This is a genomic window from Paenibacillus sp. Y280, from assembly GCF_056786335.1.
The window spans coordinates 16,335-32,801 of the sequence record NZ_JBXCIW010000018.1 but is presented as its reverse complement, the minus strand read 5'-3'; the positions used below and the strand labels follow the sequence as shown (position 1 = coordinate 32,801).

The following is a 16,467-nucleotide window of genomic DNA, read 5'->3' as shown; positions in this document are numbered from 1 at the left end:
AAATCAAAGCAGGACCACTGGAGCTGAAGAACTCTCAAAATGTTTTTGGTGATATACCAGCAATAACCTTGCAGGTATGTAGTCGTGAACCATGTGACTACGCATTATTAAGGGCAGCCCCCGAATCCCTCTCTTTGGCCAAGAGAACTGTTAGGGATCACGTGCATGCGCACCGGAAACTGCCGTAAAACAAGATTACCATATTCAGAGTTTGAAGCATATGGTACTTAACGGCAGGGGTTAAAATGGAGAATTATAAAAAGTGGCTTTGCGATCGAAAAAGTAGCAAGCACACAATAACGAATTATTTGAATGTTGCTCAATACTTCCAAGAATGGTACCTCAAACATTTAAACGTTAGTTCATTCGATCCAATTCATGTTACCAATGAGATATTACAGGATTGGAAAAACTTCTTGTTAAATGAAGCAACATATACTCGGTTGCATGAAACAAGAGGGACCATTCCAGCGCATAAACGTTATTCTATTTCTTCCGTGCAGACATTCATTAAGTCAATTAGAAGGTATTTTGAATTCCTAAAAGATTCTGGTGTGATAGACAGCAACCCAGCAATCGATCTTCATCCTCCAAAAGTAGAGTATGATCCTAATGATGATCTCCGCTGGTTAAAGGAAGAAGAAAAATTAAAATTAATTGATTTTGTTGTAGATCCAGAATTAAAAATGAAGAACGAATGGAAGTATACACGTAACAAGGCTATCATATTTGTTGGCCTTTACGCTGGATTACGTCGAAGCGAAATAGTCAATTTGCAGACCGATCACATCTCTTTCGAGAATGCATCATTGACAGTAAGTGATGGAGAGAAAACAAGAAATATACCCATTCATAAAGATTTGCTCTTCGCATTAAAGGATTGGTTACAATTGCGTGGGGAACAAGATCACCCCTATTTTTTCGTCTCACAACGCGGTGGCATGCTTTTTGAGAATGCCATTTGGCGGCTTTGCGAATCGATAGCTATTAAAACTAAAATTGCTTATTTTACACCGAGTACGCTCCGACATACTTATGCACGCGACCTTGTTATGAATGGATATAAGTTAAAGGACATTGCTTATTTGCTCGGTCACACCAACCTAAACTTTACTCGGGCCTACAAGCGCCCGGGTAAAGTAAAAGAGAAACCTGATAAAAAATCAACAAAGAAGCATTGAGCAAATATCAATTACTTTTAAATCAATATTCATGAAAAAGGGAGATTAGTATGGAAGAGATATTCAATTGGTTACCCGTATTATTTATTTCCGCATTGTCAGCCTCATTATTCATTATTACTTATCTTCTATATAAAAGATGGCGTACACGCAATTATTTTGTACTGGCATCAACAGCCGGCTTTACTTCAATTATTCATTTCATTCTATTTTTAGCAGCTGCGATTGGAACTAAAGGATCTTTGCCACTTGAAGAACTATACAGCGGATTTTCTGTTGGTTTATTTGTATGTTTGCTGGCTGCGTACTTCCATTTTTTTATTCCGAAGAAAAATAAAGAATTTAAGATCCTCTTGATCCTAGGCGGGAGTAGTCTGTTACCTTTAGTTCTTTTTTTCGTGAGTAATATTATTGCTGCTAGTTTACTTAGCATCCTAATTTTTGGATTCACCAGCTATATGATCTTTAAGATCATTCCCCAGCTGCCCAAGCAAAGAAAATTCCTTCTAGCTCATGTCTTGTTTGCAGTGGGGGGGATCTTACAAGTACTATTTCTGCTGATTAAGGTGGAGAATAGTTTATTAATCACATCGCTGCTCATTACCGGCGCATATGTTTTTATGCTTGCCATTTTTTATGACCGGATTGTTGATATGGTTGAGGCTGTATCTTATACAGCTGTGACAGATGGTTTAACGGGCTTGTATAACAAGACGCATTTTGTTCGGAAGGTTAAGGATCATATCGATAATAACTCAGCTGAAGCATTGATCTTTACGGACATTGATAATTTTAAACGTCTGAATGATACGCAGGGGCATTCCGTAGGTGATGAAATATTGAAACTGGTAGCAAAGACAATGAAGGAAACCTTCCAAGATGTAGGGCTTACTGGCCGTTACGGCGGAGAAGAAATGGTTGCTCTGATTACCGATCACAGAGTTGATCCTGGTGAGCTTGCAGAGCTATTTCGTTCGCGAGTCGAAGAGCTTACGCCAGCTTTATATCCTGTAACAATAAGCGTTGGTTACAGCGTTTATGAGGATGAAGTGACGCCGGAGCAGTTCATTAAAAAAGCCGATGAAGCTATGTACTTAGCGAAAAACAGCGGAAAAAACAAAGTTATTGCTTATCAGGAGTAAAGAAAATAGAATTTTTATTTTTTCGTTATCAGTGTTGCTTAATAGTAAAGTTACTTCAGACAAATGAGGGGGATCTCAATATTGTATAACAGAGTCATTCTTGCTGAGAAACCCGATATGGGCGATAACATAGCCAAAGCTTTAGGGATTGTCTCAAAGAAGCGCGGCTACATAGAACTGAAAAATGGGGATGTTGTAACCTGGGCCATTGGCCATCTAATAAGATTGAAATCACCTGATGCCTATCCAGAATATAAAGCATGGACATGGGATGCGTTGCCGGTGATTCCTAAACAAATGGATACTGAGGTTTATCCGACGAAGGTAGACCAGTTTAATATCGTTAAAGAATTACTTAACATGAGTAAAGAATGTATTTTGGCAACCGACCCGGAACGAGAAGGCGAGCACATTGGGCGGCTTATTCTTAAGCAGGCAGGGTATCAAAAAAAATGGAAACGACTATGGATCGATGATCTCACAGAAGCGACCATACTTGCCGGCATGGATAATTTGAAGAGTTCAGACGATTTTACGTATTTGGGGGATGCTGCTTTAGCACGTTCCTATGCAGATTATTGGCTTGGATTTACAGCCTCTCGATTCTTTTCACTACTTGCAAGTGATGTAACAGGGGGCCGTGCTAATCTTTCTGCTGGCCGCGTTCAAACGCCAACGCTGCGCCTTGTATTTGATCGCGAAAGATTGATGGAAAACTTCACACCGCAGCCATTCTACGTGCTAACTGCTGAATTTGTAACGTCTAAAGGATCTTATAAAGGACAGTGGTTTAAAAATGAAAACGATACGACAATAAACAGATTTGACGACAAATCAAGGGCAGAGTTTATAAGAAAAAAGATTGTTGGCCAAACGGGTGAGGTTCAAAAGTATACGGTCAAGGAAGTGAAGCGTGCTGCGCCGCTACTCTTGAATACCTCGGCCCTAAAAACAGCTGCGAGAAAATCACTAGGATTTAGTACGGTGAGAACAACTGGAGCGCTGCAGGCGCTCTATGATAAACAATTTGTATCGTATCCTCGAGTCGATAGCAGACATCTTTCTGAAAATAAAGCGGATGAACTGGCCAAGCATTTAACTATTCTTAAAGGGAAAATCCAGTATACAAACCTGTTTCCTGAGTCGATTGAATGCTTGAAAGGAATAAGTCGCTTTGTAGATGACAAGAAAGCAGCCACACACCATGCAATTGTTCCAACAGCAAAAGATCCTTCTTCAAACAGTTTGGATGCAAAACAAAAACTCACAGAAGACGAAGGGAAACTCTATGAGCTCATTTTGCGGCATACTCTGGCAGCGCACCATCCAAGCGGTCTCGATCGGGAAACAGAAGTTATTACGCAGATAGCGTCTGAAACTTTTTATACCAGATCAATTGAAGTAATTAATCCAGGATGGCGAACATTGCTTAAAGCTGATGATGAAGAGCAGGAGAACGATGAGGCAGCAAAGGCTACTCAAACAGCGCGAATACCCGGTCTTGAGAATGGCATGCCGGCGAAAGCGGCCGCTGCAGATTTCACACCAGGTAAAACATCTAAACCGAAACGTCTTAATGATGATGAGCTCGAGAAATTAATGGAGAATGCAGGGCGTTTTGTTGATGAGAACGTGGACGATGCTATTCTCGAAAAAATAAAGGAAAAGGGGATCGGTACTCCGGCTACAAGGACCAATATCGTACAATCCCTAGTCGATCGGGAATACATTGAGATCACGAAGAACCTTGTTTATTTAACCAATAAAGGGCGCTCGTTTATGGAAATGGTCTATGAGCATCCAATCGCTAGTATTGAGCTCACCGGTGAATTTGAAAAAAAGCTGAGCGATGTAGAAAAAGGAGAACGGCCAGTCGCGGAATTGCTTTTAGAATTTAAGCAATACACCGCAGACATGCTGCAAACCAAGGAAGATCTTATAAAACGAATATCTCAATTGCCGCAATCAAATCATACTTTCGAGAATGTAGAGGAAATTGGGGCATGCCCGAAGTGTGGAAAGATGGTTACTGAATCACCCAAAATGTTCAGCTGCAGCGGTAGGAAAGATGGTTGTGATTTCACCATTTGGAAGGAATTCCGTGGTACCACCATTAAAATGAAGCAGGCTCGGGATCTCGTTAATGGGAAAGAAATTCTCCAAAAAAACATTTCAGGAAAAGATGACAAGCCGGCATATGAAATCTATCTCAAACTCGATGACGGGAAACTCCAAACCCGGTTTCCAACGGTTGACGATAATAGCCTTGGAAGCTGTCCGACTTGTGGTAAAGCTGTTGTTGAAGGCGCAAAAGCGTTTGGATGCAGCGGTTGGCGATCAGGCTGTAAATTCACGATATGGAAGTCATTCCGGAATACAGAGTTAACCCCAAAAATAATTAAGTCGTTATTAGCAGGAAAAGAAGTGCAGCTGCAGGGACTGCAGAGTGAGAAAGGTCCTTATGATCTTTATCTTAGCCTTAAAGGTGATAAAGTCGAAACACGTATGCCTACAGCAGAAGATAAAAGCATTGGCAGTTGCTTACTTTGTCAAAAGCCAGTGGTTGAAAATGAAAAAACTTATGGCTGCAGCGCTTGGAGAGATGGTTGTAAGTTCAAGTTAAGTAAAGAATTTTTGGGCCAAAAGATCGCAACCGTTCAGATCAAAAAACTATTAAAAAGCGGCAAAACTGATAAGATATCAGGATTTGTAAGCTCTACGAAAGGAACTTTCGATACGGCACTTGGCTACGATAAGGCATCTAATCGCTACTCATTTATTAAAGCTTAGAGGAGGATTTGAACATGATATTAAACCGTGAGCAAGGACTAGATTACTTGCTAAATATGAATGACAAAGAGCTATCTTTGTTAACCGAGAACAATACGGCATGGAAAATAAGTACGTATAATCCAGATGGTCAAAAAGAATATGTCGCGATCCGCTTAAATGAATATGATGCGGGAACAATTGACGGGAAAATGGGCGAGGTGCTTTCTTCAATTTTTAATGGGAGTGAATCCATATTGATCAAAAAAGAAACGAACCTCAAGACATTACAAGAACTTTATATAGCTTCACCGGAGCAACATAAAGCATTCTTTGAAATCGATGGTAAAAGAGATTTTTATAATGAGTTAAATGCTATGCAAGCTGGTGAAATGAAGGAGTTTCAATTAGGCAGCAACTTAAATGATATTTTTGTTGAAAGGCAAGGTATCATGTTTACGATTCGGGAAGAATCCGCAGCTGCGCCTATCCATTTTACTGGTACTTTAGAGCAGACTATGGCTGAACTTTCAAACCTCAATAAATCTTTGATGGAAAATCGTGTGTCTGACTTAATTAAGGGCATTCAAGCAGATGAGAAAATGAGGTTTTTCTTCAATGATAAGAGTCCGATCGATGTTACTAAATCTGGAGAATCCTTTATAGCAAAAAAGCTTGTTAATGATCAACCAGAGGTTATAATCATTGGAACCGTCAATCAAGTTTCAGCTTCAATAATTAAGTCGAATGGAATCGGACCTGTTGCAGCTAAAGATTCACGACAATGGATTCATCCACTATTAGATGAGAACTTAAAATCAGTACTTATGAAATCAAAAGGAGTTCCAACAGAAAATCTACAAGGGAAATTAGATCAAAGCGTAATGAAATACCGCTTAACAAAAGATGGAACTTTGGATTATATGGCTAAAGACCAGATTAATATTCATTCAATAAAATTAAAAGATGCGCCGTATCTAAATCAACAAAATAAATCAATAATGCTCGATGTTGCTGCCGGAAAAGTAAAACTCATGCCTAATATGTCTCTGAATCAGCAAATATAAAACATACAGTAAAGTGGGAGAGTATCGATGTCTCGTAAGAAAAAGAAACAACAGCGCGAACTTGAAAAACTTATAGAGGGCTTTTTAATGCTTTGCATATTTGGTGCCTTTTTTGGCGTGTTTAAGGTGACGCAATCACTCGTAGCCAGCGGCATCTCAGCAGGAGTAGTCATTGGTATTTATATTGCCATTCGCTTATACCGTAATATGCTTTATGAAGATAAATTAAAAAAGTCAGGAATCAGGGACATTGATAAAATGGAGGGGAGGCAATTCGAGCTTTATTTAGGGCATTTGTTTAGAGGGCATGGTTATAGCGTAGAAGTAACGAGAGCGTCTGGTGATTACGGCGCGGACTTGATCATTAATAAGGCTGGCAAGAAAATCGCTGTGCAGGCAAAGCGTTACAGTAAGTCTGTAGGACTAAAAGCCGTGCAAGAAGTGAAATCATCAATAGCTATTTACGGTGCTTCTGAGGGATGGGTTATTGCGAATCGTGATTATACAGATGAAGCATATTCGTTGGCAAAAGCGAACAATATTAGATTGATTAATCGAGATGAGTTAATCGAAATGATATTGATGCTAAAACAAGGATCGGTACTTACGGAGAAGGTGGCTAAAGAGCAGCAGGCTAAGCACCAAAAATTCTGTAAACAATGTGGTAAAGAAATGGTCTTACGTAAAGCCTCAATAGGAACAGTTTATGCCTGCAGTACTTATCCAAAATGTCGTCATGTTGAAGCTGTTTAGTTTATGGAACTGCTTTCCTATAACTACAGAGGCTATGTTATAACGAAGGGAATGTGATGGTGATTATAATTAACGAAGTTGTTCGTCGTAATTTACTTGATGAACTTTTCTTGTTACCTTACAGATTTGAGGGCAGATTGAGTAATACAACAATTTTTCTAAAACGATTTTTGACTCTTAATCCTAAGTTGGAAAGAGATATAAATAAACACGTTGACACTTTTAGTGATTGGGATGAAGAGTATTTATACTACGATGTTTTAAATATTCTTGCCGTTGAAGATGGAGTGTTTTTGAAGTTTCTAAATGAGATTGTTCATCCTGCAGTAAGGTCGGACGACGGTTCTCAAAAAAGCTTAGTCGGAGTGATAAACAAGTATTTATCTCATGTTGGCTATCAGCTTCAAGTAGTGGGTGATATTACAGGATATCCTGTGTACGAAGCAGTGAAAACAGGATCAGCAAAGGGAAACATTAAGAACCTGATATTTTCTGCAAACGGATATAAGCCGGAAATCGTCATAGATGATTCCCTTGAAAACAATATAAGGATAGTAAAACATGAGGAACATTGCTTAGTATACGATTTACCGATTCCAACCGCCATAGGGATGACATGGAATAATTTAGTTGACTGGTGGGCAGCAAAAGAGGGACTTGTATGGAAAGATAGTGAAAACAGCTTATATTCTCGATTATTTAAGTCTTTAGATTCTCCACCCGAAGAACTTCTATTTCATACATACTTTAAGGAATTTCATGATAGATTGGGCGAAAAACTGCCAGCATTAATCCCGCAAGTTTATATGCATTATGATCCACTTACTATGACACAGCTAAGGGGTGTCACTCGGTTACCTCGTCAAAGGATGGATTTCCTGATTCTGTTTCCAACCAATGAAAGGGTCGTCATAGAGATCGATGGAAAGCAACACTACTCCGAAGATAATATAGCAAGTCCGAAATTGTATGCGGAGATGGTCGCGGCAGACCGTGACCTAAAGTTAAAAGGATACCAACTATATCGGTTCGGCGGTTACGAGCTTCTGAAAAGCCAAGGGGGGGCCGGCTTGATCGTTGACTTCTTTGAGAGGTTGTTTGTGAAACAGGGAATTATCCAAAAAGTAACAACGAAGTAGTCCATCTGAAAATGCAAAAACATAAAAGCCCTCCTTAATTGGAGGGCTTTTTTATGGAACTTTATGATAGGCTGCTAGCGTGGTTCACAATTTCCATTGATCTTTTCAAAGCCTCTAGCATACCACCGTAGCTGTTAACACTTGAAATAGATGAACCATCAGCAAAGCCAATGCTGCCTTCCCAGCCTGAAGTTAGTTCTACTACTTGATTCATATTTATTAAAGCTGGATAAGGAGCTCCATCATCTTTAATGTACTTTGTTTTTATTGTACTTCCTACTAATTCAATTTTACAAAATCCATGTTTAGAGAGTACTGGAACTAGATCATTGAATTCAACGTTGCTTATCTCATCGGATAAACCATTCACCGTTACAATAACGGTTTGTTCTCTTCCCTTTACGATGCACTTAATCCATTAAGCGCAAGATGTTTGTCCCCACTTATAACAATAAATTGCTGCATCACAAATGCCTCCCCTTTTATTTAACTCTATTAATTATCTAACATATACCATGAACAGATACAAATATCAACAATTTTTACCAGATCAAACTAAATGAAGCGAACCCCAGGGAATTAATAAAGGAGTTCGCTTTCTTTTTTTACCCCGAAACCTCAATGACATTCATGAAAAGAAACAAGAAGGTAGCAGACCAGATAAGGAAGCAAAGGGAAAAGGTAGACAACCGGCTCTCGCCAGTTGTCCTTGTTTGCTCATCGCCTAACGGCAGTCGCCGATCAACGGAGGTTGGAAACGAATGGACGTGGTGCGAAGCTGGCTTGCTCCTCGATGTTTTGTCCCGCGTTCATCCAAGATGTTTGCCGTATCCGTCATCTTAGACTGCCGTACCGAACCTTGTCCTGCAAGGGTGGCTTTTCTCATTCGAGAACGCCATCCCTTCGGGCATACCCTTGCACGCCAAGAACCGGCACAGCAAAACGGTCTATGACGGCTACGACAAACGGATGAACGCTCCTTCAAAACATCATACGTAAGGCAGCAAGTTCGCAAGTCACTTTTCTGTTTCCTACCTCCTAAATCATTGCGCTCATTGCCGCGCAGGCTAGACAAGCAAACGAAGCCGGATAAAGGGGTTCACAACTATAGATTTCATTAGGGAGATGGTCAGTAATGTCCAGAACAGCACAGGTTATAGCGGTTTCTCAGCTTAAAAGGCGTTTAGAAATGCGGAAATTAACGGTTGTTGGTTCGCTTCTTATCAAATAATTGGACGGTGAAAACACCTGTCCCATATTGCAGTTAAAAAAGGAGAGGTTTTATGAAAAACGCAAAGCAAACTACAAAAAAGCAGCCGAAGGTAAATGATCTATTTAAGAAGTTAGAAGAGGGGGTAAAAAACGTTTATTCCTCGGAGACTTGGAAAAACATGCTCAAATTCCAATCCGCTTTTCATGATTACTCATTCAATAACATGCTACTCATTTATCTGCAATGCCCGAATGCTACCCATGTTGCAGGGTATGATGATTGGCAAAAGCTCAAGCGTCAAGTGAAGTACGGTGAAACGAGCATTAAGATCATGGCACCAAATTTTAAAATAGAGCGAAACGAACAAAACGGCGAAGAAAAAAAGATTTTGACAGGTTTTCACCAAACGTCCGTTTTTGATGTCAGTCAGACGAAAGGAAAGGATCTTCCTGAGCTCATCAAAGAGCTGAAAGGCGATACAGCAAGCTTGCGCCAGTTCTATGAATTTGCTAAATCGATTAGTCCTTTTCCTGTCGATGAAGTCACGCTGAAGGATGGAACAAAGGGTTACTTCTCTCATGAGACCGTGTCTATCGGGATTAAAAAAGGTATGGCTGTTAAACAAAAATGTAAAACGCTTATTCACGAATTAGCTCACGGCTACTTACACCGCCTTGACGATCCAAGGCGCGAAACACTTTCACGGAGCGATCGTGAAATTGAAGCAGAAGGCACAGCTTTCGTTGTTCTATCCTACTTTGGATTTGATACAAGTGAATACAGTTTCCCTTATGTGGCTTCATGGAACGGTACAACAGCAATGGAATCCATCCAGCGTGCTGGTGATGTCATTCAAAAGACAGCAAAAAAGATTATCAATCAATTAAACGCAGTAATGAATGAGCGCTCGGAAGCTGCTTAAAGGCTTCTGAAGTGCCCTCCCCCAAAAATGGGGGAGGGTCCAAATAAGGTAAATCCCGCGTCGGGTTTTCGATTAGAAGGAGAGGAAAAACCTATGTTTCTAGATACTAAGCAAACCCTCATTAAAACGGCCATAGAACATTTTAATATCTTAAGATCGGATCTAAAAGAGATTATGAGCATGCATAGTCAAACGGTGCAAATGGATCGAGCCGTTATGCAATGGGATGATGAAGCCGTTTGTCTGAGCGGTGAACAAGTGGATCGGAATATTTTTTCAGAGTGTGTGACTGATGTCATCAGTTTAAAGTATGGGCTGAAGGTGGCCAATGAGATATGGGAAGAACACGTTGACAAATTATTTTATTTTCATTTGCGCATTGTTTTGTTCAGCGATACAGCATTAATGGATATTTCATATATCACCGTGCCTGCGCTCATACGAAATCGCGGATTAGCTGATCACTTTTTTAAATGGGCAGCTAGCCTGGCATTAGAACTGAATATTCCGCTGGAGGTCGAAATGGCGGATGTAAGCCCAGATTACAACGAATATGAAGGAGTCACCACGCACCTTTGTAAGAAATATAACTTAGTTCCTCGGATCGACTTATTTTCAGAATATGGGCTGTATACAGCTTAAAGGAGAGAGTATATGAAATTGACTAATAAACAAAGAAAAGCATTATCCGAACTTGCCGTAGCCTACGGCAACCTCTCAAGTGTTTGGCCTGACGAATGGGAGGGACCAGATAATTTTGGCGGTGCGCTTAATCAAGAAGGACTTTTACCTCGAATCTCACTGGATGAAGCCGAAGGGGTGCTATATTCCCTTCTAGATAAAATACAAACCCCGGGTCTTGTGAGCTGCCAGCCTTGCGGGGGTGAAGGGAAAAAGGACGGCGAGAAATGTGATATCTGCTCAGGCAGCGGTCTTGTATCTGAAGGGGAGCCTGGCAGCGAAACATGTATTGAATAGATCAAATTCAAGGATGGGGGGAATAAGGGTGGAAAATAGAAGAGATGCAGCAATGATTGAATTTCAAAAGAATAAAGAAGTAATCGTAATAGATAGAAAAGGAACTTGGTTGACGGGTTATATTTGGCGGAAAATGTATGACTATACGAAATTCGCTTTTAAAATCGAGCTAAATTTCATTCCCAATCCGGATCGCCTGCCAGCTGCTGATCCAGATGGATACAAAGCAGAAATCTTTATGCGAATGAACGAAGATAGGGATACATTAAAAAAACGGATAAAATCATACATCGGTTATACACCGGATAATGAAACCGTTTATTTTGTTTGGGACCGGTTGGAGCATTTCAAGAATGCGTATGCGGAAGAAGATGCATTCTATGCTGGCCAAGATCGAGCAGCAGCGCAGCTGCACTTGCAAGAGCTCATCAAAGTAGCCGTTGCACGATTCGTTGCCGGCGAGAAAATTGAAGATCATTCGCGCTGGAAGAATTCAAAACCTATTATGGAACACTACTTAACAGAACAAGAAATCGAAAGTGCTACTGAAGCACAAAAGGTTCTGAATGGTCATTCCTATATTGAGCCGTTAAGTGTATTAGGAAAGGTGGGGCATCTAGTAGCATTTAATAAAACGATTGATGATGAATGTATCAAGTTAAACCGCATGCAAGAATGGCAGGATTCGCAGCTGAGAAATCAATGGCACCGAGAGCTATTGGAATCGGATGTTGCGTTCCGCCGTTTGGTAGCGCTGGTGCTGCATGCAAAGAAAGAAATACGAGCATCTAGTCTTGATAAGGAAGTTGCTCAAGCGCTATTCGGATACTGTCGCTCCTTTGATGAATATCGAGATCGAGTGTATCCGCATTTCCAGGACCTTATGAAGATCTACCGCTTAGATTCCTACGATACACACAACCTTTGGATCCTTGGGAATGAGTACATCAAAGAAGGAGGCATGCTACCTCTTCCCCTTCAATCCGTACATACCCGAGAGGAAGGAAAGATTTATTATGGCGATTATGTTCATGATGGTTCGGTAGGTTATGAGGTGGAGTCTATTGCACTTAAATACGTTTACACCCGTTATGGGAAAATTTTAAAGCGTTCTGTTAGGCATTTTGAATACATCCCTTATATAGATAATCCGATTACGGTAGATGATTATCTGCAGAACGAACGAATTAAATTAAATAATTACCGTTCGATTCCCAATGCACATGAACGTTCAATGCAAGATGTTATACAAATCCTTTGGTCAAAGCGTGTGAAATACAAACGGCGGGAATGCTATTATAAGGAAATGGTTTCATCCGAACAGAACCTATTAAAAAAGAAAGCACTTCAATACTTCATGGATGGTCTACGGGTTATGGAATTACGTGATCAAATGGCTAACCTCAAAGCACTTCACAGTTTCTCTATTCAAGAAAGCTATAACCGAGCACAGCAAGAATTAGAACGCATCGAAAAGCGAATTCCATTCCTCATATGTTCTTGATTCAACCAGCTGCTAAAGCTAGCTTTCCCCCAGCTCGTCCAGTCGGAAACGCTAAGCGAACGGCCGGTTCTAAGGCGATCAAGTCATTCGCCTAAGAACCGGCAAGTTCCATTACCCTTTTAATCCTCCTTTGCGTACCGAAGCAAAATCTTTAAACCATCAAAGACGAACAACTAGTAGACAATCTAGGATGTAGTTGAGTATAGAACCCGAACATTAGGAGTGAAAATCAATAGAAAATGTTCGTAAAGCTCTTCATTGGTTTAAAGCATAGATGTGGATTTTATAAAGAATTTTTATAGAAAAAACACAGAAAAAATACAGATATTTAAACGTGAATCACCGAATAAGTCTGCTATACTATTAACATGAACAGAATTGGGCGCCGTGATTACGGCGCTCTTTTTTCATACTATTTGAATCTGGTCCTGATTATATCAGGGCCATTTTTGTATGCAAAAAGAGCAAAACGCTCAGCCGAAAAGGCTTTTTAAACCGAGAGGGTGGTTATGACAGCCATATCGACACTATAAGAGTAACAAGCTGCTAAGAGTACTAATCAGCTGCACACTGTGTTCATCAAATTGTAATCAAGCAGGCAATTTTGATATTTTTCTCCGCCTATGATAAAAAACTGTCCAAGCTTTATTGATATTTGTAAGTGAGAGGGGTTGTAAATTGCTCAGTTGTCGCACATAACTGTGAAGCGCATTATTTCACTCCAAGGGAGAAGCTTATTAGATAACAGAAAAGGTAGACTTACGCCGACCACAATGTGTGCGAAACATACCGTGCACATCGTTATAACCAAGGAAAGGAGGCATGGCTCATGATTGTATGTAAATGGAGGGATTTCAAAGCGTAGCAGCTATTAGAATCCGAATGTGTGACTAAATTCATTCGAAAGGAGGAACCCGCAATGATGAGCTTTCTTGGTACCGCGTATGTGCTAGTGAAGTTAATCGGTGCAACAGCTGGCACGATTTATGCCTGCGTGAAGTTGTACCGCATTAGAAAGCTCGGCAAAACGAAATAAACCGCTGCATAAGGGTTGCAGCCCTTAAGAGCGGTTTATTTAGCCGAGTATTCTGTTTTGAATCGAATCCCTGGTCGTAACCGCGATCGGGGATTCATTATACCTATTATTGCCTCTATAATAACATTCAACCGCAGCACCAGCAATTCGTAAAGATGAATGGATCTTACCCGGTCGTAGTAATCCACGAAGCCTAGCATTCCTGAAATAAAAAAAAGACAGCACAGAGGGCTGTCTTTCTTTGCGCTATGCTTCAAGAAAGACAACCTCTGCAGAGCTGATGCCTCCGCTACGCTGCAGCATCATAAGGCACCGGCGAATCGCACCTTTCGGCCACCATAGGCTGCTCCACTACTATCGTTTTCAACCGCTGTATCCGTACCCATAACGAATCCGACATCCTAGCCTGCCATTCAGAACCTTGTCCTGCTAGGGTGGCGTTTCTCATTCGAGAACACCATCCCTCCGGGCATACCCTTGCACGACAAGAACCTTCACAGCATTTCGGCTATGACGGCTACGTTATACGGATGTTCAGCTCTTTGAAAACGACATACGCTTTGCAGAACGCCAGCGGTGGCGGAGTGCTTCTTCACAGGCAAGACCTTTAGGATTTCCGCTCATTGCCGCTCAGGCTAGACCGGCAAACGATACCGGATGTTTAGGGAGGAACTGTGACTACTGTGTGTTGGGGGTATGAAAAATGTTGTGTCGGAGAAAGGTTGTTGACTATTTCTTGATGGAATTTTACTGAACGGGGGAGTGTTTATGGTTCAAATGACAATTCAAGATTGTGGGGTAGACATGCTTCAGCTTGATAGTGTGTTTACCGAATTATCCAAGCAGCTCGAGAAGCATAATACTGCGGAAAGCATTTCGCACCTTCAGTTTATGATTGCCATCGAGGAAAGAGCTCTAAAGCTTCAGAAAGGTATTCACCGTCAACGCTGTGAGGTTCGAATAGAAATGTATCAAAATCAGCTATTAAGAATTCAGAAAAAGGAGCTGCATGAGTATGAGTCAGCAAGCTGAAGAAATCGATTTGTTTTCCTTTGTATTTGAAAATGTTGTTACGGAGCAAATGCTCGAGAATGCGCTGAAGGATGTCGTAGCTGCTGCTAAAAAATCGGGTAATACGCATTCCTTCCATATTCATAGGCAACTGAGCAGGTCAACTGCTAACTTATTGCCAGATCTTCAGAGTCGGGGTTTTCTTGAGGTATGGAATCAAGGCAGAATGTGTGAGCTTAAGAATGAATACCGAGATTGGCATGATCCGGAAGAAGTTGCGGCTAATTACCGAGAGGATGCGCTCAAATCAATAGCAAATGGAATGAATGCTTATGATCTAATGTCTAATCGTAATACCATAGTTGGTCCCGGTATTGATGAGGCGGTTGAACTGGTCCGGATTGAATTATTCACAATGCTTGGGATTGATCATGCACGATCAAACAGTAAGGCGCTAGGTTATGCCATTGATTCACAGCGAAAGAAGAACAAGACAATGATTGCTGATATTCATGAGTCTACAAAGAGTCTATCGGATTGGAGATTGGTGAAAGACTATTTCGACACAGCTCGGTTCGAGGAAATTGCTTATGACGGAAAGTCCTGTTATGTCAAATTAAGCCCCACTACCTACAAGCTCATATGTTTAGCACAAACCAGTTCTATCAAGGATGTACAAATGCTCGTTCCCTATTTTGGGAGCTCATCATCGAGGCAGAAACAAAAGGGATGTAGAATCGTTCTTCTAGATGGAATGATTGAGGAAGAGCCAACAGAGGAGCCGCAAGCAGCATGACTAATTAAACATGCAGGATGCCCAATTAAAGGAAAAGGATGTGGTTAGTATGTTCAAAAATATAGTCAATAATTTAAAGTCGGAGATTGCAGCAGCTAGACTAAGAGAGCGCGAGGAGGAGGCGAAAGCAAAAGCAGTGCGGTTGGCCAGCATGCGCCGAAATTGGCGACAATTAGGATCCGATAAGCTTGTGGAGCAAATGGAATTGATTGTTCTAAAGCGGTTGAAAGCCTACCACACTGATTTCTATGAACTCGATATAGCAAGGTTGGTAAGGATCGGCGAGGTTCCATTTTGCTGGTTTGTTCGGAATCACGGTACGGATTTACTGCCAATGGAGGGTGAGGAGCAGACGATGCAGCAGGCGGAGGAGTGGCTGAATGCGCTACGTGTCCAGTTTGGCCAAGGCCAGAAGGTGGCAGACAATACCAAGCTTTATATTTGCTATCCAAAAGATAAACAGATAAAAGCTGTGAAATCATTTTCGGATGTATCTTTTAGAACGATCGTCTAAACGTCAGGATCTCTGGCGTTTTTTTGTTGCGGAAAAGCATGGTGGCCAACGCAAGTCTGCGTGCCTTTTTTTACTCGTCAAACCAATGAAAGGCCAAGTGATAAGGCAGGCCGTCTGCTTCAGCTGCGCTTCTGCAGTCTGGCCCAATGAATGACCGGTAGCCTTCGCAGTGCGATCGCAGCCGGCTGCTGCACTCATGTCGTTTCAAAGGCTGCATCCGCACTCATAACCTATCCGTCATCCTAGCCTGCCATCCCGAACCCGATCCTGCAAGGGTGGCTTTTCTCTTTCCGAGAACGCCATCCCTTCGGGCGAACCCTTGCACGATCTGAACCGGCATTGCAAATCGGGCTATGACGGCTACGTTATACGGATGTTCAGCCCTTTGATAACTCCATACGTTCTACAGCTAACCCGCAGCAGCGTTCTGCTAGTACTACCG

The 16,467-nt window shown here is 41.3% G+C and carries 16 protein-coding genes; 13 read left to right on the top strand and 3 right to left on the bottom strand.

The window, feature by feature from the left end; genetic code table 11:
• Positions 1-245: 245 nt before the first annotated feature.
• The 6 genes from AC1TPC_RS20230 to AC1TPC_RS20205 all read left to right on the top strand — a co-directional run bounded on the left by AC1TPC_RS20230 (position 246) and on the right by AC1TPC_RS20205 (position 8,051).
• Positions 246-1,181 carry a tyrosine-type recombinase/integrase gene (locus tag AC1TPC_RS20230; RefSeq protein ID WP_482068608.1) on the top strand — a complete coding sequence of 312 codons (936 nt, stop codon included), beginning with the start codon at positions 246-248 and terminating at the stop codon, positions 1,179-1,181.
• A gap of 50 nt (positions 1,182-1,231) precedes the next feature.
• Positions 1,232-2,323, top strand: coding sequence for a GGDEF domain-containing protein (locus AC1TPC_RS20225; protein ID WP_482068607.1), 1,092 nt, complete (start codon positions 1,232-1,234; stop codon positions 2,321-2,323).
• An 81-nt stretch (positions 2,324-2,404) separates the two neighbouring features.
• Complete coding sequence (locus AC1TPC_RS20220; protein WP_482068606.1) at positions 2,405-5,113, top strand: DNA topoisomerase; 2,709 nt, start codon at positions 2,405-2,407, stop codon at positions 5,111-5,113.
• 14 nt (positions 5,114-5,127) lie between these two features.
• The gene (locus tag AC1TPC_RS20215; protein WP_482068605.1) at positions 5,128-6,159 is read left to right on the top strand and encodes a hypothetical protein; all 1,032 of its coding nucleotides are present in this window, start codon (positions 5,128-5,130) and stop codon (positions 6,157-6,159) included.
• Positions 6,160-6,186: 27 nt separating this feature from the next.
• Entirely contained in the window at positions 6,187-6,912 is a 726-nt protein-coding gene (locus AC1TPC_RS20210) for a restriction endonuclease (protein ID WP_482068604.1), read from the top strand.
• A gap of 56 nt (positions 6,913-6,968) precedes the next feature.
• Positions 6,969-8,051 carry an AbiJ-related protein gene (locus tag AC1TPC_RS20205; protein WP_482068603.1) on the top strand — a complete coding sequence of 361 codons (1,083 nt, stop codon included), beginning with the start codon at positions 6,969-6,971 and terminating at the stop codon, positions 8,049-8,051.
• Between the two features lie 61 nt (positions 8,052-8,112).
• On the opposite strand, the gene AC1TPC_RS20200 is transcribed toward AC1TPC_RS20205, so the two are convergent.
• Complete coding sequence (locus AC1TPC_RS20200; protein ID WP_482068602.1) at positions 8,113-8,421, bottom strand: hypothetical protein; 309 nt, start codon at positions 8,419-8,421, stop codon at positions 8,113-8,115.
• Between the two features lie 354 nt (positions 8,422-8,775).
• A complete protein-coding gene (locus tag AC1TPC_RS20195) occupies positions 8,776-8,937 on the bottom strand; it encodes a hypothetical protein (protein ID WP_482068601.1) in 162 nt (53 codons plus the stop codon).
• Between the two features lie 397 nt (positions 8,938-9,334).
• Here AC1TPC_RS20195 and AC1TPC_RS20190 point away from each other — a divergent pair, with 397 nt between their 5' ends.
• The 4 genes from AC1TPC_RS20190 to AC1TPC_RS20175 all read left to right on the top strand — a co-directional run bounded on the left by AC1TPC_RS20190 (position 9,335) and on the right by AC1TPC_RS20175 (position 12,668).
• Positions 9,335-10,186, top strand: coding sequence for an ArdC-like ssDNA-binding domain-containing protein (locus tag AC1TPC_RS20190; protein ID WP_482068600.1), 852 nt, complete (start codon positions 9,335-9,337; stop codon positions 10,184-10,186).
• Between the two features lie 93 nt (positions 10,187-10,279).
• The gene (locus AC1TPC_RS20185; protein WP_482068599.1) at positions 10,280-10,828 is read left to right on the top strand and encodes a hypothetical protein; all 549 of its coding nucleotides are present in this window, start codon (positions 10,280-10,282) and stop codon (positions 10,826-10,828) included.
• 12 nt (positions 10,829-10,840) lie between these two features.
• Positions 10,841-11,164: a hypothetical protein gene (locus AC1TPC_RS20180; protein ID WP_482068598.1), complete on the top strand. Its 324-nt coding sequence runs from the start codon at positions 10,841-10,843 to the stop codon at positions 11,162-11,164.
• A 28-nt stretch (positions 11,165-11,192) separates the two neighbouring features.
• On the top strand, positions 11,193-12,668 hold the full coding sequence (locus AC1TPC_RS20175) for a hypothetical protein (RefSeq protein ID WP_482068597.1): 1,476 nt from the start codon (positions 11,193-11,195) through the stop codon (positions 12,666-12,668).
• Between the two features lie 1,325 nt (positions 12,669-13,993).
• Here AC1TPC_RS20175 and AC1TPC_RS20170 read toward each other — a convergent pair.
• Positions 13,994-14,152, bottom strand: coding sequence for a hypothetical protein (locus AC1TPC_RS20170; protein WP_482068596.1), 159 nt, complete (start codon positions 14,150-14,152; stop codon positions 13,994-13,996).
• 320 nt (positions 14,153-14,472) lie between these two features.
• On the opposite strand from AC1TPC_RS20170, the gene AC1TPC_RS20165 reads away from it, so the two are divergent.
• Genes AC1TPC_RS20165 through AC1TPC_RS20155 form a run of 3 tightly spaced genes read left to right on the top strand, consistent with a single transcriptional unit; the run spans position 14,473 to position 16,025 of the window.
• Entirely contained in the window at positions 14,473-14,736 is a 264-nt protein-coding gene (locus AC1TPC_RS20165) for a hypothetical protein (protein ID WP_482068595.1), read from the top strand.
• Positions 14,720-15,511 (top strand): hypothetical protein, encoded by a 792-nt coding sequence (locus AC1TPC_RS20160; protein ID WP_482068594.1) that lies wholly within the window; start codon positions 14,720-14,722, stop codon positions 15,509-15,511. Before AC1TPC_RS20165 ends, AC1TPC_RS20160 begins: the two co-directional genes overlap by 17 nt.
• Positions 15,512-15,560: 49 nt before the next feature.
• Positions 15,561-16,025: a hypothetical protein gene (locus AC1TPC_RS20155; RefSeq protein WP_482068593.1), complete on the top strand. Its 465-nt coding sequence runs from the start codon at positions 15,561-15,563 to the stop codon at positions 16,023-16,025.
• The last annotated feature ends 442 nt before the right edge of the window (positions 16,026-16,467 follow it).